Source organism: Pseudomonas sp. TH15, assembly GCF_016651105.1.
In the GTDB taxonomy this organism is placed as follows: domain Bacteria; phylum Pseudomonadota; class Gammaproteobacteria; order Pseudomonadales; family Pseudomonadaceae; genus Aquipseudomonas.
On record NZ_JAEKEL010000002.1, the window covers coordinates 31,849 to 53,059 of the forward strand.

Below are 21,211 nucleotides of genomic sequence, written 5' to 3' on the forward strand. Positions count from 1 at the left end.
ACATTGGAATGCGTTCCCCTGTGGGAGCGGGCTTGCTCGCGAAGAGGCCGGTACAGGCGCCAGAGAACTACAGCCCCTCCAACTCCGCCATCAGATCATTCAGTCGATCAACTTTCTCTTCGGTGATATCACTCGCCGCCAACCCCTCGATGTATTCGGCCAACGCTTCCACCGTGCTGCACTCGAACATTGCCCGCAGCGGCACGTTACGTTGCAGGGCTTTTTGCACCCGCGAGGCGATTTGTGTCGCCAGCAGCGAATGGCCGCCCAGCTCGAAAAAATTGTCGCGAATGCCGACTTTCTCCACCTTCAACACTTCAGCCCAAATGTCAGCCAGGGTCTGCTCCAGTTCATTGCGAGGGGCCAGATAATCCTGGCTCTGCAACTGGCCAATCTCCAGCGCCGGCAGCGCCTTGCGATCAAGTTTGCCGTTGGCGTTCAGCGGCATTTTTTCGAGCCACAACCAGTGCAGCGGCACCATGTATTCCGGCAATTCGGCGCGCAGACGTTGCTTGATACGCTCCAGTCGTTCACTCGGGTTGAGCGCTGAATTCGCCGCGACCAGATAGCCGACCAAGTGCTTGCCGTTTACACCTTCTTGCACGCCAACCGCCGCATCGCGGACTTCCGGTTGTTCGTGCAGGCGCGCTTCGATTTCCCCCAACTCGATGCGGTAACCGCGAATCTTCACCTGATGATCGATGCGGCCAACGTATTCCAACACGCCGTCACTGCGCCGACGGGCCAGGTCGCCGGTGCGATACAACCGGTCACCGGGCTCGCCAAACGGGTTCGGCACAAACACTTGGGCGGTGCGCAGCGGATCACTGACATAACCGCGACCGACGCCGGTCCCCGCGACGCACAACTCACCCACCGCACCCAACGGCACCAGTTCCAGCGCGCCATCGAGCAGGTACAAACGGTTGTTGTCGGTTGGCGTACCAATCGGCAAATAACTGCCGCGGGTCGAGGCCATATCGACGCGGAAGAACGCCACATCGTCCGAGCATTCCGCCGGGCCATAGGCGTTGACCAGCCCGATACCCGGGTAGCGCAACAACCATTGGTGTGCCAGTTCCGGCGGCATCGCTTCACCGGTCGGCAGTATCCAGCGCAGGCCGTCGAGGCTCATGCGGTCCTGGGCGAGCATGCCCTGGATCAGCGACGGCACGCTTTCGAGCACGGTGATGCCCTGGCTCTGGACGTGAGCCAACAAGCCCTGCGGATCATGGGCGATGGTGTTCGGCACGATATCCACTCGCGCGCCGAACAGCGGCGCGGCGAGGAACTGCCAGACCGAAATATCGAAACTTTGCGAGGCGGTTTGCGCGATCACATCCGCAGCGCTCAGGCTCAGGTACGGCACCTTGCTCAACTGGTTATTGAGCATGCCGCGCTGCTCGACCATCACACCTTTCGGCAAACCGGTGGAGCCCGAGGTATAGATCACGTAGGCCAGGTTATCCGGCCCGCTGTAGATGCCCGGGTTTTGCACCGAGGCATCACTCGCCTGCACCTCCTCCCAGACCAGCAATCGAGGTCGATGGGCGCAACCAAACTCTTCCAGCAACGCCACCGCTTGTTCACGGCAAGCCTTAGTGCAGACCAGCAACGGTGTATGACTCAGGTCGATGATCCGGCTCAAACGCTGGCTCGGCAGCGCTGGGTCCAGCGGCAGGTAACCGGCACCGGCCTTGAAGCTGCCGATGATCATGCCGAGCAGATCGAGGTTACGTTCCGCCAGCAACGCCACCGGTTGATCCAGCCCGGCGCCGGCCGCGATCAACGCATGACCGAGGCGGTTACTGCGCTGGTTCAGCTCGACGTAACTGTGCAGACGGTCGAGGCAACTGGCGGCGATGCGCTGCGGATGCTGGGCAACCTGGGCTTCGAACAACTCGACGTAGCTTTGCTCCAGCGGGTAGTCGTGTTCGCTCTGGTTACAGCCGTGGATCAAGAAGTCCTGCTCCTCCGCGCCCAGCAACGGCAAGTCAGCCATGTCGCCATGGAAGCCCGCTACCAACGCCAGCAGCAAACGCTTGAACTCACCGAGCATGCGCTCGACCGTGGATTCGTCGAAATAGCGCTGATCGTAGGACAGGTGCAAACCGAGGTCATCGCCCGGATAGCAAACCGCCGTCAGCGGGAAGTTGGTGTGGGTCCGGCCCGAATCCGAGGTGGCGTTGAGGCTTTGCGCACGGTCCAGCACCGAGACTTCCACCGGAGCGTTTTCGAACACGAACAGGCTGTCGAACAGCGGCTGGCCCTTGGGCAGTTCGCTGTTGTCCTGAATCGTTACCAGCGGCAGGTATTCGTACTCACGTAGTTGCATGTTGCTGTCGAGCAAACCGCTGAGCCACTGACGCACGCTGCAACGCTGATCGTCTTCCGGCATCTTCACCCGCAGCGCGATGCTGTTGATGAACAGCCCGACGGTGCGCTGCATCTGCGGCATGTCCACCGGGCGCCCGGCCACCGTGACACCGAACAGCACGTCGCGATCACCGCTCAAGCGTCGCAGCACCAAGGCCCACGCCGCTTGGGCGAAGGTGTTGATGGTCAACTGATGAGCCTGGGCCAGTTCACGCAGTTGCGCACCGTCCCGGGCATCGAGTCGGGTGTAGCGGTCGCCCACTACCATGCCGCCGCTGTCGCCAGCGTGTTCACGCAGGAACGGCCGGTCACTTGGTATCGGCGTGGTCCGCTCAAAGCCTTGCAGGTTGGTTTTCCACCACTGCCGCGCTTCGGCAAGGCTTTGGCGTTGCAGCCAGCCGATGTAGTCGCGATAACGCGGCGGCACGGCCAACTGTGCTTCGCGCCCTTCGCCTAGCGCCGTGTAGATTTCGAAGAAATCGTTCATCAGCAGCGAGCGACACCACGCATCGATCAAGATGTGGTGGTTGCTCATAATGAACCAGTAACGCGCCTCGCCAACCTTGATCAAACGCAGGTGGAACGGTGCCTGGTTGAGCAGATCGAACCCGGCTTCACGCTCACTTTTGAGCAGCACTTGCAGCTTCGGTTCTTGCTCGGCATCGGCAATTGCAGTCCAGTCGAGGTACTCGATGGGCGTGCTGCCTGGCTTGTGGATCACTTGCAGCATGTCTTCGCCGACGTTCCAGCAGAACGAGGCGCGCAAGGCTTCGTGACGGGCGATCACCGCTTGCCAGGCCTGGGCGAAACGCTCGGGGTCGAGTTCGCTGTTGATGCGGTAGCGGTCCTGCATGTAGTAGAGGCCGGTGCCCGGTTCCAGCAAAGTGTGCAGTAGCATGCCTTCCTGCATCGGGGTCAGCGGGTAGACGTCTTCGATGACGGCCGCCGGGATCGGCAGTGCATCGAGTTGCGGCTGGGTCAGTCTGGCCAGCGGGAAGTCCGACGGCGTCAGGCCTCCGGCCTCGTCTTGCAGGCAATGCTCGATCAGGCTTTGCAACTCACCGACGTAAGCCTGCGCCAGGTCGCTGATGGTTTGCGAGTCGTGGCGTTCGGCGCTGAAGGTCCAGCGCAATACCAGTTCGCCGCCGTAGACCTGACTGTCGACGCTCAGCTCGTTCGGCAGTGGCGCGTGTGGATCGTGGGCCGCGCCGACCGGCTCATCGAGCGGACGGAACAAGGCGTCCGCACCGAAACTCTGGTCGAACTGGCCGAGGTAGTTGAAGGTGATCGGCGCCACCGGCAACGCGGCCAGGGTCTGGCGGCACAGCTCATCGGCGAGGTAACGCAGCGCGCCATAGCCCAGACCTTTGTGCGGCACGGCGCGCAGTTGTTCCTTGATCGCTTTGATCGAGGCGCCCTGCTCGTCCATTGGCACCAAGCGCAGTGGGTAAGCACTGGTGAACCAACCGACGGTGCGAGTCAGGTCGATCTCGTCGAACAGAGTTTCGCGGCCGTGCCCCTCGAGTTGAATCAACGCCGATTCATGGCCGCTCCAGCGGCACAGCACGCGGGCCAGCGCGGTCAGCAACAGGTCGTTGACCTGCGTGCGATACGCGGCCGGTGCCAGTTGCAGCAATTGCCGGGTGCGCTCGGCATCCAGCCGCACACTGACGGTTTGTGCACGACGATTTTGCTGGCCGCCCTGGGGGCGATCACACGGCAGACCGGCGCTTGACCCGGCCAGTTGCGCCTGCCACCAGCCCAGTTCTTCGCGCAGTGATTCGCTGCCGGCATAGGCCTGCAAGCGTGCGGCCCAGTCCTTGAAGGCACTGGTTTTGGCCGGCAATTTGACCGACTGCTGAGCATCGAGTTGACGGTAGACCGTTTGCAGATCGTCCAGCAGCACTCGCCACGAAACGCCGTCCACCACCAAGTGGTGAATGGCGATGAACAACCGTTGTTGGCCTTCAGGTCCATCGACCAGCAAGGCACGCATCAGTGGCCCTTGCTCCAGATCCAGACTGCGCTGGGCATCAGCGAACAGCGCCGTGCACTTGCCCATCGATGCGACGCGAATCTGCCACAGCACTGGGATGTCATTGACCGCTTGGTGTTCGGCGTGCCATTGCGCGCCGGATTGGGTGAAGCGCAGGCGCAAGGCGTCGTGTTGTTCGATCACCGCCAGCAGCGATTGCTCCAGGCGTTGGGGCTCCAGCGCCACGGTGGGTTCCAGCAGCAATGCCTGGTTCCAGTGCTGACGCTCGGGGATGTCGGTGTCGAAGAACCAGTGCTGGATCGGCGTCAAACGCGATTCACCGGTGAGCAAACCTTGCTCGGCGGTCACTTGCTCGGTGCGGCTGGCCACAGCAGCAAGTGTCTGCACAGTCTGGTGCTGGAACAGGTCACGCGGGCTGAAGTGAATGCCCTGCTGCCGCGCCCGGCTGACCACCTGGATCGACAGAATCGAGTCGCCGCCCAGTTCGAAGAAGTTGTCGTTGAGGCCGACCTGCGCGACGTTCAGCACTTCACACCAGATGCCGGCCAATGTCAGCTCCAGCTCATTGCTCGGCGCCACGTAGTGCTGACGGTTCAACTCCGGGTCCGGTGCCGGCAGTGCGCGGCGGTCAAGTTTACCGTTGGCTGTGAGCGGCATGCTCGCCAGCAGGATCAGGTGCGTCGGCACCATGTAGTCCGGCAGCTGGGATTTGAGGTGAGCCTTCAATGCTTCGCGCAATGCGGATTGTTGCGCTTCCTCCTGTTCGGCGACGTCGGTGACTAGGTAGCCAACCAATTGTTTGCCGCTTGGGGCATCCAACGCCAGAACCACGGCTTCACGGATCGACGCATGTTCCAGCAGACGGGTTTCAATCTCGCCCAGTTCAATGCGGAAACCGCGAATTTTCACCTGATGGTCGATACGACCGAGGTACTCCACCAAACCATCGGCACGCTGGCGCACCAGGTCGCCGGTGCGGTACATGCGCCCGCCATCGGTGGCGAACGGGTCAGCGACAAAACGTTCGGCAGTGATGCCCGGACGGTCGTGATACGCCTGCGCCAAACCCGCGCCGCCGACGAACAATTCGCCGGTCGCGCCTTGCGGCACCAAGGCCAGGTCGGCGTCGAGAATGTAAGCCACCCGCGCGCCAATCACGCTGCCAATCGGCACGCTGCCCAACCCTTCTTCCAATTCCTCAGGCGCAAGACTGGCCAGTGGCATGACCACAGTTTCAGTCGGGCCGTAAGCGTTAAAGAACACACTCGGTTTGAACGCCGCGCGAATCCGCGACAAGTGTTCGCCGGTCAGGGCTTCGCCGCCGGTGATGCACATGCGCACCGGCAAGGTTTCGCCCTGGGTCGCCAGCCACTGCGCCAACTGACTGCCGTAACTGGGGGTGAAGCCGAGGATGTTGATCTGATGCCTACGAATCAGGCCGCAGATTTCTTCAGCGTCCCATTGCCCTTGAGCGCGCAACACCACTTGGGCACCGCTCAACAGCGGCACCAACAGACGCTCGGTGGCGGCGTCGAAGTTGATTGAATAGAAGTGCAGTTCGCAGTCGTCGGGGCGCATGCCGAAACGCTCGATCACCGCTTGGCAGTGCATGGCGATTTCGCCGTGGGACACCACCACGCCTTTCGGTTTGCCGGTGGAGCCGGAGGTGTAAATCAGGTACGCCTGATGCTGCGGCAGGCTGATAAACGGCAGCTCGCTGGCCGGGTAGTTGGCCAGTTCGGCGGTGTCTTCTTCGAGGCACCAGAGGGCTACGGTCGATGGCAATTCACCGAGGGCCTTGAACATCGCCGCGTCGCTGAGCAGCAGACCAATGCCGCTGTCTTCGATCATGTAATGCAGGCGATCGAGCGGGTATTCCGGGTCCAGCGGCACGTAAGCGCCGCCAGCCTTGAGGATCGCCAACAGGCCGATGACCATTTCCAGCGAACGTTCCAGCGCCAGGCCCACCCGCACTTGCGGGCCGACACCGCGCTCGCGCAGCATCCAGGCCAGGCGATTGGCGCGGCTGTCGAGTTCGGCGTAACTCAGGGTTTGCCCGGCGAAAGTCAGGGCCGGCGCGTCTTTGCGGGCCAACGCTTGTTCGCTGAACAGGTGATGAATGCACTGGTCCAGACGCTGCTCGCCCGGCTCGATGCCGAGGCTGTCCAGCAGGTTTTTCTGTTCCGTGGTTTCAAGCAACGGCAGTTCACTGAGGCGTTGTTGCGGATCGGCCAGCAAGGCCTCCAGCAGGTTGCGCCAGTGCCCTGCCATCCGTGCAATGCGCGGTTCATCGAACAAATCGGTGCTGTAAGTCAGGCAGCAACCGAGTCGATGATCGAGGTCGGTGACTTCCAGGTTGAGGTCGAACTTGGTCGCCCGGGCATCGTTGGCCAGGTACTCGACGGTCATGCCGGCCAGCGTGCGGCTCTGCTGGAATTCCCAGCGCTGGACGTTGCACATCACCTGGAACAACGGGTTGTAAGCGGCGCTGCGCGGTGGCTGCAAGGCTTCCACCAGATGATCGAACGGCAGGTCCTGATGGGACTGACCTTCGATCACGGTGTGGCGAACCTGCTCGAACAACTCACCGACGGACATCTGTCCGTCGAGCTGGCAACGCAGCACTTGGGTGTTGAGGAACGCGCCGATCAGCCCTTCGCTTTCCGGGCGAATGCGGTTAGCTACCGGCGCGCCGATGCGCAGATCAGTCTGGCCGCTGTAGCGGTAAAGCAGCACGGCCAGGGCGGCGGTCATGGTCATGAACAGGGTCAGACCGTTTTGCGCATTGAAGGCACGAACCCGTGCAGCTAGCTCATCGCTCAGGTCGAAACGGAACAGTTCGCCCTGATGGCTTTGCACCGGTGGACGCGGACGGTCAGCAGGCAATTCCAGCAACGGATGTTCGCGACCGAGTTGCCCGGTCCAGTAGTCGAGTTGGCGTTGACGCTCGCCGGATTCCAGCCACTGCCGCTGCCAGACGCTGTAATCCAGATATTGCACTGGCAGCGGTTCCAGCGGCGACTCGCGGTCATCGACGAAGGCTTCGTAAAGCGCGCTCAGTTCACGGGCGAAGATGTCCATCGCCCAGCCTTCGGTGACGATGTGGTGCAAGGTCAACACCAAGTAGTGTTCTTCTTCGCCGGTCTTGACCAGACAGGCGCGCAGCAGCGCGCCGGTTTCCAGATCGAATGGCTTGTGCGCCTCATCGTCCGCCAGTTGCTGGACCTGCCACTCGCGGCCGTCGGCATCCAGAGAGGTAAAGTCCTTCCAGTCCATGCGTATGCCGGTGTCGACGTGCACCTGTTGCCGGGCCACGCCATCGACGCTCGGGAACGTGGTGCGCAGGGTTTCGTGACGGATGATCAGCGCTTGCAGCGCCGCTTCGAAACGCCCGACATCCAGCACCCCGCGCAACCGCGCCATGCCGCCGACGTTATAGGCCGGGCTGTCCGGCTCCATTTGCCAAAGGAACCACATGCGCTGCTGGGAATAGGACAGCGGCACCGGTTGGCTGCGATCGACTTTCTCGATCGGCGGCTGCTGGTTGGTTTTACCGCTGGCCTGGATCAACCGGACCTGTTCGGCGAACGCCCCCAGCTCACTGTTTTCGAACAGCGCCCGCAGCGGCAATTCGACGTCGCAGGTTTGACGGGTGCGGGAAATGATTTGTGTGGCCAACAGCGAATGACCGCCGAGGGCGAAGAAATCGTCGCGCAGACCGATCTGGTTTTGGCCCAATACTTGGCGCCAGATGCAGGCGATTTGTTGCTCAAGTGCGCTGACCGGTTCGACGTGTTCACGAACCTGCCACTGCGGTTCCGGCAAGGCGCGGCGATCGAGTTTACCGCTCGGGCTCAACGGCATTTCATCCAGACGCATCAGTTGCGCCGGGACCATGTATTCCGGCAGCTCGGCAACCAGCGCAGTGTTCAGGCGCTGATTTTGCACATCGATGTCTTCCGAGGAATCGGTGGTGGTGTAGTAACCGATCAACTGCCCGCCAGCGGCTGTTTCGCGCACCAGCACCACAGCTTGAGCGACGCCGTCCTGAGCCAGCAGGCGTGCTTCGATTTCTTCCGGCTCAACCCGGAAGCCACGCAGTTTGACCTGCTGATCGAGGCGCCCGAGGTATTCGATCACGCCATCAGTTGTCCAGCGTGCCCGGTCGCCGGTGCGGTACAGCCGCGCGCCCTGCTCGCCCAATGGATCGACGACAAAACGTTCGGCAGTCAGGGACGGACGACCGAGGTAGCCTCGGGCCAGGCCGATACCGCTGATGCACAGCTCTCCCGGCACGCCAGCCGGTACAGGATTGAGGTCGTTATCGAGCACGCGGCAGACCACGTTGCCCAACGGCCGGCCAATCGGCGAGCGCTCCCCATCGGCGCTGGTGCAATGCCAATGGGTGACGTTGATCGCGGTTTCGGTCGGGCCGTAACGGTTATGCAATTGCACCGCTGGCAGTTGCTCAAGTACGCGGTTGCGCAGTTCGGCGGGCAAGGCTTCGCCGCCGGAGAACACCCGGCGCAGGCTGGTGCATTCGGCGGTCAGTGGCTCTTCGATAAACAGCGCCAACAGTGGTGGGACGAAGTGCAGCGTGGTCACGCCATACTGCTGAACCAGTTGCGCAATGCGATGTGGGTCGCGGTGTTCGCCGGGCCCGGCAATCAGCAAACGCGCGCCTGTGATCAACGGCCAGAAGCACTCCCACACCGACACGTCGAAACTGATTGGCGCTTTTTGCATCAGCACATCGGTTTCATTCAGACGATAAGTGGTCTGCATCCATTGCAGGCGTTCAGCGAGGGCCGCGTGGGTGTTGCCGACCCCTTTCGGCTGACCGGTGGAGCCCGAGGTGTAAATCACGTAGGCCAGGTTGTCGCCGTGCAGGTGCAGGCCCGGTGCCTGGCTCGGCCAGTTCTCCAGGTGCAGAGCGTCCATGGCGATCACGCTGACGCCGTCGGTCGCTGGCAAGCGGTCGAGCAATTCGGTCTGGGTCAGCAGTAATTCGACGCCGCTGTCGCTGAGCATGTAGGCCAGGCGATCAGCCGGGTAATCCGGGTCCAGCGGCACGTAGGCGCCGCCGGCCTTGATGATCGCCAGCAGGCCGATCAACAGCTGCGGCGAACGCTCGGCGGCGATGGCCACGCACACATCCGGGCCGACACCTTTGTCGCGCAGGTAATGGGCCAGACGGTTGGCCTGGGCGTGCAATTCGGCGAAGTCCAGTTGACCGCCATCCCAGATCAGCGCGTTGCGTTCCGGGGTCTGGCGCAGTTGTTCATTGAGCAGCTCTGGCAGCCATTGCTCAGCCTTGGCGCACGGGGCGACGCTCCAGTCTGTGTGCTGATCGTGCTCAATGGCATTGAGCATTTGCAGATCACCGACAGCACGCTGCGGTTGCTCGCAGACTTCACGCAGCAGGTTAGTGAAGTGCTCGGCCAGACGCTCGATGGTCGCGGCATCGAACAGTTCGCTGGCGTAATCGAAGGACAGGCTCAGCCGACCATTTCGGTCTTCTTCGCTGTGCAATTGCAGGTCGAACTTGGCTTCGCGGCTGTGCCACGGCAATTCTTCGGCCAGCAGTCCCGGCAAACGGCGCAGTGCGCCCAAGTCCCGTTGCTGGTGGTTGAACATGACCTGGAACAAACCGGATTCCCGAGCTTGCGCGAAGGCTTCGAGCAGTTGCTCGAACGGCAGGTCCTGATGGGCTTGCGCGCCCAACGCGGCTTGGCGGGTTTGCGCCAGCAGCTTAACGAATGGCAGCCGTGAATCAACCTCGGCGCGCAGAACCTGGGTGTTGATGAAGAAGCCGATCAGCCCTTGGGTTTCCAGGCGCGGACGGTTGGCGTTCGGCACGCCAATGCGAATGTCACGCTGGCCGCTGTAGCGGTGCAGCAGACTTTGGAACGCACTGAGCAACAGCATGAATGGCGTGGCTTCGTGGGCCTGGGCAGTCTGGCGGATCGCCTCGCTCAAGCTCACGCCCAAACGCACGGTATGCCGCGCGGCGCTGTGTGTCTGTTGCGCGGAACGTGGATGATCGGTGGCCAGGTTCAGCACCGGATATTCATCGCCCAACTGGTTTTTCCAGTAGGCCAGTTGCCGCTCGCCCTCGCCTTGCGCCAGCCATTGGCGCTGCCAACTGCCGTAGTCGGCGTATTGAGTCGGCAATGCCGGGAGGGTCGCTTTTTGCCCTTGGGATGCCGCTGCGTACAGGCGCGAGAACTCGTCGATCAATACGTTCAGCGACCAGCCGTCGGCGATGATGTGGTGCATCGTCACCAGCAACTGATGGTCCTCGTCGTCGAGGCGCACCAGGGTTACCCACAGCAGCGGGCCTTTTTCCAGGTCGAACTGGGTGTGCGCTTCGTCCTCACGAATTTGTTGCGCACGAGCCTCTCGTTCGGCAGCGGGCAGGTCGCTGATGTCGATCAATTGCAGGTTGAATTCACCGGCCGCATCGACCTTTTGCAGCGCCACGCCGGCACGCTCGAAGAAGCGCGTGCGCAGGGATTCGTGGCGTTCGATCAACTGTTGGAAACTGGCACGCAGCGCGTCTTCGTCCAGCTCGCCACGCAGACGCAAGGCGCCGGGAATGTTGTAGGCGCTGCTCTGCGAATCAAGTTGCCAGGTGATCCACAGACGGTTTTGCGCCAGGGATTGCGGCATCGCTTCGGTGCGCGACAACGCGGTGATCGTGCCTTGGGCGAGGCCGCCGTCCTGTTGCAGTCGAGCGACAGCATCAGCGAAGGCGCCGAGGGTCGGGGCCTCGAACAGCAGGCGCAGGTTCAGCTCCAGGCCGAGTTCTTCACGCAAACGCGCAACCACTTGGGTGGCGGCGATGGAGTTACCGCCGAGCAGGAAGAAGTGGTCGTCGGCGTTGACCTGTTTGACGCAGAGTTGCTCGCACCAGATCTTCGAGATCAGGCTTTGCATCTCGGAAGCGGATTGCGCTGAGGACTCGCTTTCAATGTTTGCCGACGGGAACAACGCATAGCTGTCGAGGCTGCCGTCCGCCAGACGATTGCGGCACGCCGAGCGTTGCAGTTTGCCGCTGGAGGTCTTCGGCAACGCACCCGGATTGAGCAGCACCACCACGCTCGGCGCTTCCTGATACGCCTCGGCCACCGCTTGGCGGATGGCTTTGATCAGCGCCTCGGGCGGGAGGATTTTCTGCACGCTGCGGCTGATTTCCGCAGCAATGCCGATGCCTTCCTGGCCGTCGATATTGACGGCGAATGCAGCGACGCGACCTTTGCGCACCACTTCCACTTCGCGCTCGATGGTTCGCTCGATGTCTTGCGGATACAGGTTGTGGCCGCGAACGATCAGCATGTCTTTCAGGCGCCCGGTGATAAACAGTTCATCGTCACGCATAAAGCCCAGGTCACCGGTGCGCAGCCAGGTGCGGCCGGCATACTGAACGAAGGTTTTGGCGCTGGCCTCGGGGTTGCGCCAGTAGCCGTGGGCGATGCTCGGCCCGGTGGCCCAGACTTCGCCAACGGCGTTATCCGCCAGTTCGGTGAGCACAAGCGGATCGATGATTAGCACCGCGTGATCCGGCTGGCTGACGCCGCAACTCATGATCGCTGCGCCCTCGCCCGGTTCGGCACGGTTTTGTGCCAAGGCCTGATCGTCCACCTTCAGGTTACCGATGCCTTGACCGCGAGGCGTGCCGGCCACGAACAGCGTGGCTTCCGCCAAACCGTAAGACGCCATGAAGCTGTCCGGGGTGAAGCCGCACGTCGCGAACTTCTCGGCGAAGCGTTCCAGCGTATCAAGACGAATCGGCTCGGACCCGGAATACGCCACGCGCCAGCCGCTCAGGTCGAGGCGTTCCAGCGCCGATTCGCTGACCCGCTCGCTGCACAGCCGATAGGCAAAGTCCGGCCCGCCGCTGATGGTGCCGCCGTATTCGCTGATCGCTTCGAGCCAGCGCAACGGCCGGCCGAGGAAGTAGGCCGGCGACATCAACACGCATGGCACGCCACTGAAAACCGGCTGCAACAGGCCGCCAATCAGGCCCATGTCGTGGTACAGCGGCAACCAGCTGACGATCACATCGTCCGGATTCAGATCAATGCCGAAGCCATGGCGGATCAGCAGTTCATTGGCCACCAGATTGCCGTGGCTGACTTGCACACCTTTAGGCAACGCGGTGGAACCGGAGGTGTATTGCAGGAAGGCGATGTGGTCGTCTTCAAGGTCCGGCGCAATCCAACCATCAGCCAGCGCAGCGTCGAGGGTATCGACGCAGAGCAACGGTGGCGCCCCGTCGATTTGCAGCAAGGCATCGCGCAGGCCGACGCTGGTCAGCAGCAAGCGCGGCTCGGCATCGCTGATGATCGACAGCAGACGTTCCTGGTGATGACGCTTGGTCGACTCCGGCGGATAGGCCGGCACCGCAATCACTCCGGCATACAGGCAACCAAAAAACGCCGCGACGTAATCCGGGCCGCTGGGAAACAGCAGCACCGCGCGATCACCCAATGCAGCCTCAGCCTGCAACGCGCCGGCAATCGTCCGCGCCCGCTGATCCAGCTCGCGATAACTGAGCACTACGGCCTGATCCGGGGTTTCAGCGAGAAACCGCAAAGCCACGCGGTCCGGCGTCAGGGCCGCGCGGCACTGAAGGGCTTGGACCAGTGTGCTGGGGAGTTCGAACGCGTCGGTCATGAGGTTTCCTGCCTGAATTCGGCTTGCAAGTTGAAATCGGTTTTCGTACGTCACGCTCATTTAGAGGGCGTGCAGGACGCGGTCTTCGCCGACCGCGCAAGGCTTGAGAATGCTGTTGTGGCCGGAACGTATCCGGACCCATTCACCAATGAGAACGATTGATGTCTTTAAATAATTAGTCCGCAGGCTTGAACCCAACCGGGCCGGGCTTGCCTGCGTGTCGCAGTTCGCACTCTGCACTTTTGTGGAGCATTAATTCTCTTTCTCAATTGACAATCATTATCATTCAACATAATTTGGCGCTCGATGTGTAGGACGGCTCCGAAACGCTTGTCGTCCCACAACCCTATTTGCAGCAAGGTGATTTCCATGACGGAACAAGTATCCACAGGCAGGTGCGATTCACCGCTACTTCAGGCCTTTGTCGACAACCGACTGATTCTGGTCAAAATTGCAGCCCGCATTACCGGCTGCCGGTCGCGGGCTGAAGACGTGGTGCAAGACGCGTTCTTCCGGCTGCAATCGGCGCCGCAGATCACCTCTTCGTTCAAGGCCCAGCTGAGCTACCTGTTCCAGATCGTGCGTAACCTGGCGATCGACCACTACCGCAAACAGGCGCTGGAGCTGAAGTACTCGGGCCCAGAAGAAGAAGGTCTGAACGTGGTGATTCAGGGCGCTTCGCCGGAAACCTCGCACATCAACTTCTCGACCCTGGAACACATCGCCGACGCGCTGACCGAACTGCCGAGCCGCACGCGCTACGCCTTCGAGATGTACCGCCTGCACGGCGTGCCGCAAAAGGACATCGCCAAGGAACTCGGCGTCTCGCCGACCCTGGTGAATTTCATGATTCGGGATGCGTTGGTGCACTGCCGCAAAGTGTCGGGCAGTCGTGCGGATACGTTTGCCCGTCGGTAAGATCCGAAATTTCATCGCCCCCAATCGCGAGCAAGCTCGCTCCCACAGGTTCAGCGCAATCCCTGTGGGAGCGAGCCTGCTCGCGATGGCGGACTCAAGATCGCAACGGATCTTGAGTCCTACACCTCACGCCAATTTGCACCGATCAAAAAACCGCTCACGCCCCAACACCATCAACGCCGCGCGCTTGTGCGGGAAGTCGAACTCTTTTTCGCAGTGGAAACACTGGTTGTGCATATACCCGATCATCTTCGCGTTGTCGGCGCGAGGCTCGGCAACCACGCGCTGGGTGCGTGGATCGTCGAGAAACAGGTAATGCACCAGCGCCGATAACCAACTCGCGACTTTATGCGGGCCGCGATGCGCGTCTTCCCCCACCAGCATGTGAATGCCGCGGTCGTAATCGCCGGCGTCGTAGAACGGCGCGATGCGATCTTCCTTGGCCCAGTAGGCTTCAAAGTAAGCGAATGGCTGATCATCAAAACAACCGATCAGCGTCAAGGTGTGCGGGTCGGCATCGAGTTTGCTCAGGTACTCGCGATGCTTCTCGAGGCTGCCCTCTTCTTCCCAGAAACTCGCCACCCGCGGGCTGTTCTGCCAGCGATTAAACCGCGTCAGGTCATTTTCGATTTCCACTGTACGCAAGGAAACCCACGCACCGAGTCGCGCATCGAAACGTCGATAGACCTCGCCACGTGGTTTGGCCGGGCGTAATGGATGACGCTTGCCACCGCTGATGACCATCTGCTGCGGATAGCTGCCGGTCAGTGATTGCCCCAACCACGGCTGCGGCAACTGCCAGAACAAGGTGCGCTCACAGCGATACTCGCCAACCACGTCCGTCGGGATCAGCAAACCGCTGAGCAAGGCTTCGGTCGGTGCTTCATCCAGACGCCAGGTCAACTGCTGGCAGCCCGGGTCACGGGCAAACAACCAATAGCAAGCGGCCCAGAACGCCTGACTGGCAGGCAAACCAAAGCGCTCATCGACTTCGATGTGCAACTTGGGCTCGCGGCTCAGACGCAAGCGGATCAGCGGCTGCCCTTCCAGGCTGAGGCTCAGGCGGCTTTCGGTTTCATCGGCTACAAGACTGCGCCCTGACGGCAAGGCCAGGGTAGTCAGGTCATTCAGATTGGACATGGGTCGGGCTCACAGTAATCGTCGACAGTTCAACGATGGGACGTGAGCCGAGAGGAGAAATTTAGGCTTCGAGGAGAAATCAGTGCCTCAATGACGAGGCACCGGCACTACCGCTATCTTGTACGGCTCGAAAATCTTCAGCATCTGGCCGTTATCGCGCAAGCCTTGCAACAACTTGCTAAACGCCGGGCCACTGATCGGTGCAGCCGGACTGAGCAGTGCGTAATGGTGATAGACCTGATCGATGCGCTGGGACACCAGCAACTGATCGGCGACCTTCTCGTTGCGCAGCAGGTAATCGAACAGGTAAGAGCGCGTCACCAAGGCAATGTCCGCGCGCCCGCGCAGCACCATCAGCAGGTTGCTGTCGTGGGAATAGGTCAGCGTGGCGTTGTAGTTCTGCGCGAGGAATTTCGGGTCGGCATTGAAGTTGGCGAATTCGTAGTGATAACCGCTGAACAGGGCCAGGCGCTTGCCGGCGAGGTCGGCAAAGTAACTTTCACGACGATCAGGTTCGCGTTGCGCAACGAAAATCTCGGCGTCTTCCAGACCCATGTCGACGGTAGTGTGAGGAATGTCCTTCCAGCCCCAATCCGGGTTCTCGAAGATCGCCATGTCGACGCGACCTTGCTTGAAATCACCGAAACGCCGGGGAATGGAAGTGGGCACCAGTACAAACTGGTAATCGGTTTGCAACTGGTTCAAGGCTTCGACCAGTTGCGGCAGCAGACCGGTGTCGGCCCCGGACTCCGGGCGCACGGTGTAAGGCGGGAAATGCGCCGCACCGACCCGCACCTGTTGCGCAGCCTGGGAAGGCATTACCCAGACCACCGCAAGTGCCGTCAGCAATAACCGCGAGACCGTCCAAATTGGCGAAGACATCAAAAAAACCCACTCCCCGAAAAAAAATACCCATCAATTCATTCAAGCTAGGCGGTTTCGCCTGTTTATCCAGTTTATTGTTGAGATAGACGTCTCATGGCTTCTCCTCAAGCACCAGAATCAACGCTTCATCAGCCAATTGATCAAGGCTCATGCTGCCACCGGCGCGAAACCAGGTGGTGGTCCAGGACAAGGCGCCCGTCAGGAACCGTCGAGTGATGAACACATCACCGCGAATAAAACCGGCGTCCTTGGCCTCACCCAGCACATGCAACCAGATGTCTTCATAAATGTCCCGCAGCGCCAGTACCTGGGCCTGCCCTTCTTCGGATAACGACCGCCATTCGTAGACCAGCACCGCCATGGCTTCGCCGCTACCGCCCATGATCGACTGCAACTCGCAACGAATCAGCGCCAGCACCCGTTCACGCACGTTGGCCGCGTCGGCCAGGGCGGCGCGCATCAGCGCGGTGTTGTAGCGAATGGTTTCCTCCATCACGGCGCGCAGGATCTCGTCCTTGCTTTTGAAGTGATGAAAAATACTGCCCGACTGAATGCCCACCGCGCCGGCCAGGTCGCGCACGGTGGTGCGTTCAAAGCCTTTGTTGCGGAACAGGTGAGCCGCCACTTGCAGCAGTTTGCCACGGGCGCTGTCCGGGTCGGTCAATTGGCCGTTATCGACCAATTCGCGCATCACCCTCAGGGCTTTTTGCTCGTCCACCCGTTCTCTCCTACAGTCGTTCAGTCAAATACGCTACTCGCCGTTAAAACAGCGGGGTTGCGCGGGCAATTTAAGCTGGGCGGGGCGACCAAGCAAGCGCTTGGGAAGAAGATATTTCAGGCGTTTACAAACCAAGCGCTTGCTTGGTAGTCTCAAGCCACTTCTGTCGGACATGACCATGGAGTTGACCGTGCCAAAAACTATCCGCATCGGTTGTGCCAGTGCCTTCTGGGGCGACACCTCAACCGCCGCCGCGCAACTGGTGCAAGGCGGGCGCCTGGACTACCTGGTGTTCGATTATTTGGCCGAGATCACCCTGTCGATCATGGCCGGCGCACGGATGAAAGATCCCCAGGCCGGTTACGCCAGTGACTTCATTGAAGTGCTCAGCCCCCTCCTCACTCAACTCGCCGAACATAAAATTCGCGTCATCAGCAATGCCGGCGGGGTTAATCCGCAAGCCTGCGCGGCAGCCCTGCAAGCGGCGTGCGACAAGGCCGGTGTGGCGCTGAAAATCGCCGTGCTGTTGGGTGATGACCTGCAACCGCAATTCAAACAGCTGAGCAGTCAAGGCATTCACGAAATGTTCAGCGACGCGCCATTGCCGCCGATGTGTGTGTCGACCAACGCTTACCTCGGCGCGCCGGGCATCGTCGAAGCCCTGCGCCTGGGCGCCGATATCGTCATCACCGGGCGGGTGGTCGACAGCGCCGTGGTCAGCGCTGCGCTGGTACATGAATTCGGCTGGTCCTGGCACGACTACGACAAACTGGCCCAGGCCGCACTGGCCGGGCACATCATCGAATGCGGCGCCCAGTGCACCGGCGGCAACTTCACCGATTGGCGCGAGGTGCCGGACTACGAGCACATCGGTTTCCCCATCGTCGAAGTCAGCGCCGACAGCCAGTTCATCGTCAGTAAACCCGAAGGCTCCGGTGGGCTGGTCACGCCACTGACCGTCGGCGAACAGATGCTCTATGAAATCGGCGACCCGCGGGCCTATCTGCTACCGGACGTGGTCTGCGACTTCAGTCAGGTCAAACTTCAGCAACAGGGTAAAAATGCGGTTCAGGTGCACGGCGCCAAAGGCTTGCCGCCCACCGATCAGTACAAGGTCAGCGCCACTTACCCGGACGGTTTCCGCTGCACCGCCAGTTGCCTGATCGCCGGGATCGATGCGGTGGACAAGGCCCGGCGTGTCAGCGAAGCGATCATCAACAAGACTTCAGAGATCTTCAGCCAGCGCGGCTGGGCACCCTACAGCGAAGTGAACATCGAACTGCTCGGCACCGAGGCCACCTACGGGCCCCACGGCCAGCGCCAGGACAGCCGCGAAGTGGTGATCAAACTCGCCGTGCGCCATCCAAGCAAACAAGCGTTGATTGTGTTTTCCCGGGAAATCGCCCAGGCCGCCACTGGCATGGCACCGGGGCTTACCGGGATCGTCGGCGGGCGTCCGACGGTGTATCCGCTGATCCGGCTGTTTTCGTTCCTGATCGACAAAAGTACCTGCACCTTGCAGATCGATATGGCCGGTGAGCGCCATCCTTGTGCCCTGCCCGCTTTGGCTGTTCTGGACAGCGCAGATTTGCCGATTGCTCAGGCGCCACCAAAACCGCAAGGACGTGCCGACGCCAGTGTGCCGTTGGTGAAACTGGCTGTGGCGCGCTCCGGTGACAAGGGCAACCACAGCAACATCGGCGTGCTGCCGCGCAAGCCCGAATACCTGCCATGGATCGCCGAGGCACTGACGCCGGCGGTGATCGTCGACTGGATGAGCCACGTGCTCGACCCGGTCCACGGACGTGTCGGGCGCTGGTACCTGCCCGGCACCCACAGTTTGAATTTTCTGCTGGAAAACGCCCTCGGCGGTGGTGGCGTGGCCAGTCTGCGGATCGACCCGCAAGGCAAGGCCTTCGCCCAGCAACTGCTGGAGATCCAGATTCCGGTGCCCCAGAGCATCGCCGACCAGGTCAATTAGAGGACCGCTGCCATGGCTTACGACTCGATTTTCAAACCCGACCTGTTCGCTGGCCAGACCATCATTGTCACCGGCGGCGGCAGCGGCATTGGCCGTTGCACCGCCCACGAACTGGCAGCGCTCGGCGCCCATGTGCTGCTGGTGGGACGCAAGGCCGAGAAACTCAAAAGCGTTGCCATCGAGATTATCGAAGACGGTGGCAAGGCTGACTGGAAGGTCTGCGACATTCGTGAGGAAGACGCGGTCAAGCATCTGGTCAGTGAGTTGATCCGCCAATACGGACCGATTCACGGCCTGGTCAACAATGCCGGCGGGCAGTTCCCGTCGGCCTTGGCCTCGATCAACCAGAAGGGTTTCGAAACCGTGATGCGCACCAATCTGGTGGGCGGTTTCCTGATGGCCCGAGAAGTCTTCAACCAGTCCATGAGCAAGCACGGCGGCAGCATCGTCAACATGCTCGCCGACATGTGGGGCGGCATGCCCGGCATGGGCCACTCGGGCGCGGCGCGCTCGGGCATGGACAATCTGACCAAGACTGCTGCGTTCGAATGGGGTTATGCCGGGGTGCGGGTCAACGCCGTGGCGCCGGGCTGGATCGCGTCCAGCGGCATGGACACTTACGAAGGCGCGTTCAAGGCCGTGATTCCGACCCTGCGCGAACATGTGCCACTCAAGCGCATCGGCACCGAATCGGAAGTCAGTGCAGCGATTGTTTTTCTACTCAGCCCCGCAGCGGCGTTTGTCAGCGGCAGCACCTTGCGCATCGACGGTGCCGCGAGCCTTGGCGGTCGGGCGTGGCCGATCCACAAGGCACAAAACAGCGAATCGTATAACGGCTTTCACCGGGCGTATTTGCCGGACGTGCTCAAGGACAAGGAATAAGCCATGCCGGTTATCCAGTCGCAAATCGACCCTTTCAGTGAACAGTTCGCCCGCAATCGAGCGGCGATGCTGGTCGGCATCGAGCACGTCCGCCAGCTCGAACAAAACCTGCTGAACAAGGCCGCCGAAGCCAAGGCAAAATTCGACAAACGCGGGCAGTTGCTGCCCCGTGAGCGCCTCAATCTGCTGCTCGACCCCGGTGCACCGTTCCTCGAACTGGCGAGCCTGGCCGGCTACAAATTGCACGACGACAAGGACGGCAGTTCCGCCGGCGGCGGCTTGATTGCCGGGATCGGCTACGTCTCCGGCGTGCGGGTGCTGGTGGTGGCGAACAACAGTGCGATCAAGGGCGGGACCATTTCCCCCAGCGGTTTGAAAAAGTCCCTGCGCCTGCAACAGATCGCCATGGAAAACAAACTGCCGGTGATCACCCTCGCCGAGAGCGGTGGCGCCAACCTCAATTATGCCGCCGAGATTTTCGTCGAAGGCGCCCGCAGCTTTGCCAATCAGGCGCGGATGTCGGCCATGGGTTTACCGCAGATCACCGTGGTCCACGGCTCGGCCACGGCGGGCGGTGCCTATCAGCCGGGGTTGTCGGATTACGTGGTGGTGGTGCGCGGCAAAGCCAAGCTGTTTCTCGCCGGCCCGCCGCTGCTCAAGGCCGCCACCGGTGAAGTCGCCAGCGATGAGGAACTGGGTGGCGCCGAGATGCACGCGCAAACCGCCGGCACCGCCGAATACCTGGCCGAGAACGATGCCGACGGCGTGCGCCAGGTGCGCGAAATTCTCAGTCTGTTGCCGTGGAACGATCAACTGCAATGGTTACCCGAACGTCAGTGGAAAGAACCGCTCTACCCCATCAACGAACTGCTGGGGCTGATCCCGGATGATCCGAAAAAACCCTACGACGTGCGTGAAATCATCGCCCGGATTGCTGACGGCTCGAACTTCCTCGAATTCAAGGGAGAGTTCGATCAGCAGACTGTTTGCGGCCACCTGCACATTCAGGGCCGCGCCTGCGGCTTTATCGGTAACAACGGTCCGATCACGCCCAAGGGTGCGAGCAAAGCGGCGCAGTTTATTCAGCTCTGCGACCAGAGCCAGACGCCGCTGCTGTTTTTCCACAACACCACGGGGTTTATGGTCGGCACCGAATCGGAACAGCAAGGGGTGATCAAGCACGGCGCGAAGATGATTCAAGCGGTGGCCAACGCCCGAGTGCCGAAACTGACCATCGTCGTCGGTGGCTCCTACGGTGCCGGCAACTACGCGATGTGCGGCCGTGGCCTCGATCCGCGGTTCATCTTCGCCTGGCCCAACAGCCGCACTGCAGTCATGGGTGGCGCTCAGGCCGGCAAGGTGCTGCGGATCGTCACCGAGGCCAAGCAGCTCAAGGATGGCCTGGTGCCGGACCCGAAAATGCTCGACATGCTGGAGCAAGTCACCGCGCAAAAACTCGACAGCCAATCCACCGCGCTCTACGGCAGCGCCAGTTTGTGGGACGACGGGCTGATCGATCCGCGGGATACCCGCACCTTGCTCGGGTATTTGCTGGATATCTGCCAAGAAGCGGACATGCGCAACCTGCAACCCAACAGCTTCGGCGTCAGCCGGTTCTGACCGCCTCGGACCTCTC

8 protein-coding genes are annotated in these 21,211 nt (G+C 61.3%); 4 read left to right on the forward strand and 4 right to left on the reverse strand.

Annotated features, from left to right (window positions below; translation table 11 throughout):
• Positions 1 to 67: 67 nt before the first annotated feature.
• Positions 68 to 13,051 carry a non-ribosomal peptide synthetase gene (locus tag JFT87_RS23920; protein ID WP_201205414.1) on the reverse strand — a complete coding sequence of 4,328 codons (12,984 nt, stop codon included), beginning with the start codon at positions 13,049 to 13,051 and terminating at the stop codon, positions 68 to 70.
• Between the two features lie 369 nt (positions 13,052 to 13,420).
• Here JFT87_RS23920 and JFT87_RS23925 point away from each other — a divergent pair, with 369 nt between their 5' ends.
• Positions 13,421 to 13,969, forward strand: a complete 549-nt coding sequence (locus JFT87_RS23925; RefSeq protein WP_201205415.1) for an RNA polymerase factor sigma-70 — start codon at positions 13,421 to 13,423, stop codon at positions 13,967 to 13,969.
• A 126-nt stretch (positions 13,970 to 14,095) separates the two neighbouring features.
• On the opposite strand, the gene JFT87_RS23930 is transcribed toward JFT87_RS23925, so the two are convergent.
• The 3 genes from JFT87_RS23930 to JFT87_RS23940 all read right to left on the reverse strand — a co-directional run bounded on the left by JFT87_RS23930 (position 14,096) and on the right by JFT87_RS23940 (position 16,712).
• Positions 14,096 to 15,109 carry a GNAT family N-acetyltransferase gene (locus tag JFT87_RS23930; RefSeq protein WP_201205417.1) on the reverse strand — a complete coding sequence of 338 codons (1,014 nt, stop codon included), beginning with the start codon at positions 15,107 to 15,109 and terminating at the stop codon, positions 14,096 to 14,098.
• An 87-nt stretch (positions 15,110 to 15,196) separates the two neighbouring features.
• Entirely contained in the window at positions 15,197 to 15,991 is a 795-nt protein-coding gene (locus JFT87_RS23935; protein ID WP_201205419.1) for a substrate-binding periplasmic protein, read from the reverse strand.
• Positions 15,992 to 16,085: 94 nt separating this feature from the next.
• Positions 16,086 to 16,712, reverse strand: coding sequence for a TetR/AcrR family transcriptional regulator (locus JFT87_RS23940; RefSeq protein ID WP_201205421.1), 627 nt, complete (start codon positions 16,710 to 16,712; stop codon positions 16,086 to 16,088).
• 190 nt (positions 16,713 to 16,902) lie between these two features.
• Between JFT87_RS23940 and JFT87_RS23945 the strand changes: the two genes are divergently transcribed.
• From JFT87_RS23945 to atuC, 3 genes are read left to right on the forward strand one after another with little or no spacing between them, the layout of a single operon-like run.
• Positions 16,903 to 18,693, forward strand: a complete 1,791-nt coding sequence (locus JFT87_RS23945) for an acyclic terpene utilization AtuA family protein (protein ID WP_201205423.1) — start codon at positions 16,903 to 16,905, stop codon at positions 18,691 to 18,693.
• Positions 18,694 to 18,705: 12 nt separating this feature from the next.
• Positions 18,706 to 19,575: an SDR family oxidoreductase gene (locus JFT87_RS23950; protein ID WP_201205425.1), complete on the forward strand. Its 870-nt coding sequence runs from the start codon at positions 18,706 to 18,708 to the stop codon at positions 19,573 to 19,575.
• Between the two features lie 3 nt (positions 19,576 to 19,578).
• Positions 19,579 to 21,195, forward strand: coding sequence for a geranyl-CoA carboxylase subunit beta (gene atuC / locus JFT87_RS23955; protein WP_201205427.1), 1,617 nt, complete (start codon positions 19,579 to 19,581; stop codon positions 21,193 to 21,195).
• The last annotated feature ends 16 nt before the right edge of the window (positions 21,196 to 21,211 follow it).

What these genes read in the sequence shown, in the direction of transcription:
- atuC (WP_201205427.1), top strand. Translation starts at nt 19,579, where the DNA reads ATGCCGGTTATCCAGTCGCAAATCGACCCTTTCAGTGAACAGTTCGCC.
- JFT87_RS23920 (WP_201205414.1), bottom strand. Translation starts at nt 13,051, where the DNA reads ATGACCGACGCGTTCGAACTCCCCAGCACACTGGTCCAAGCCCTTCAG.
- JFT87_RS23935 (WP_201205419.1), bottom strand. Translation starts at nt 15,991, where the DNA reads ATGTCTTCGCCAATTTGGACGGTCTCGCGGTTATTGCTGACGGCACTT.
- JFT87_RS23950 (WP_201205425.1), top strand. Translation starts at nt 18,706, where the DNA reads ATGGCTTACGACTCGATTTTCAAACCCGACCTGTTCGCTGGCCAGACC.
- JFT87_RS23925 (WP_201205415.1), top strand. Translation starts at nt 13,421, where the DNA reads ATGACGGAACAAGTATCCACAGGCAGGTGCGATTCACCGCTACTTCAG.
- JFT87_RS23930 (WP_201205417.1), bottom strand. Translation starts at nt 15,109, where the DNA reads ATGTCCAATCTGAATGACCTGACTACCCTGGCCTTGCCGTCAGGGCGC.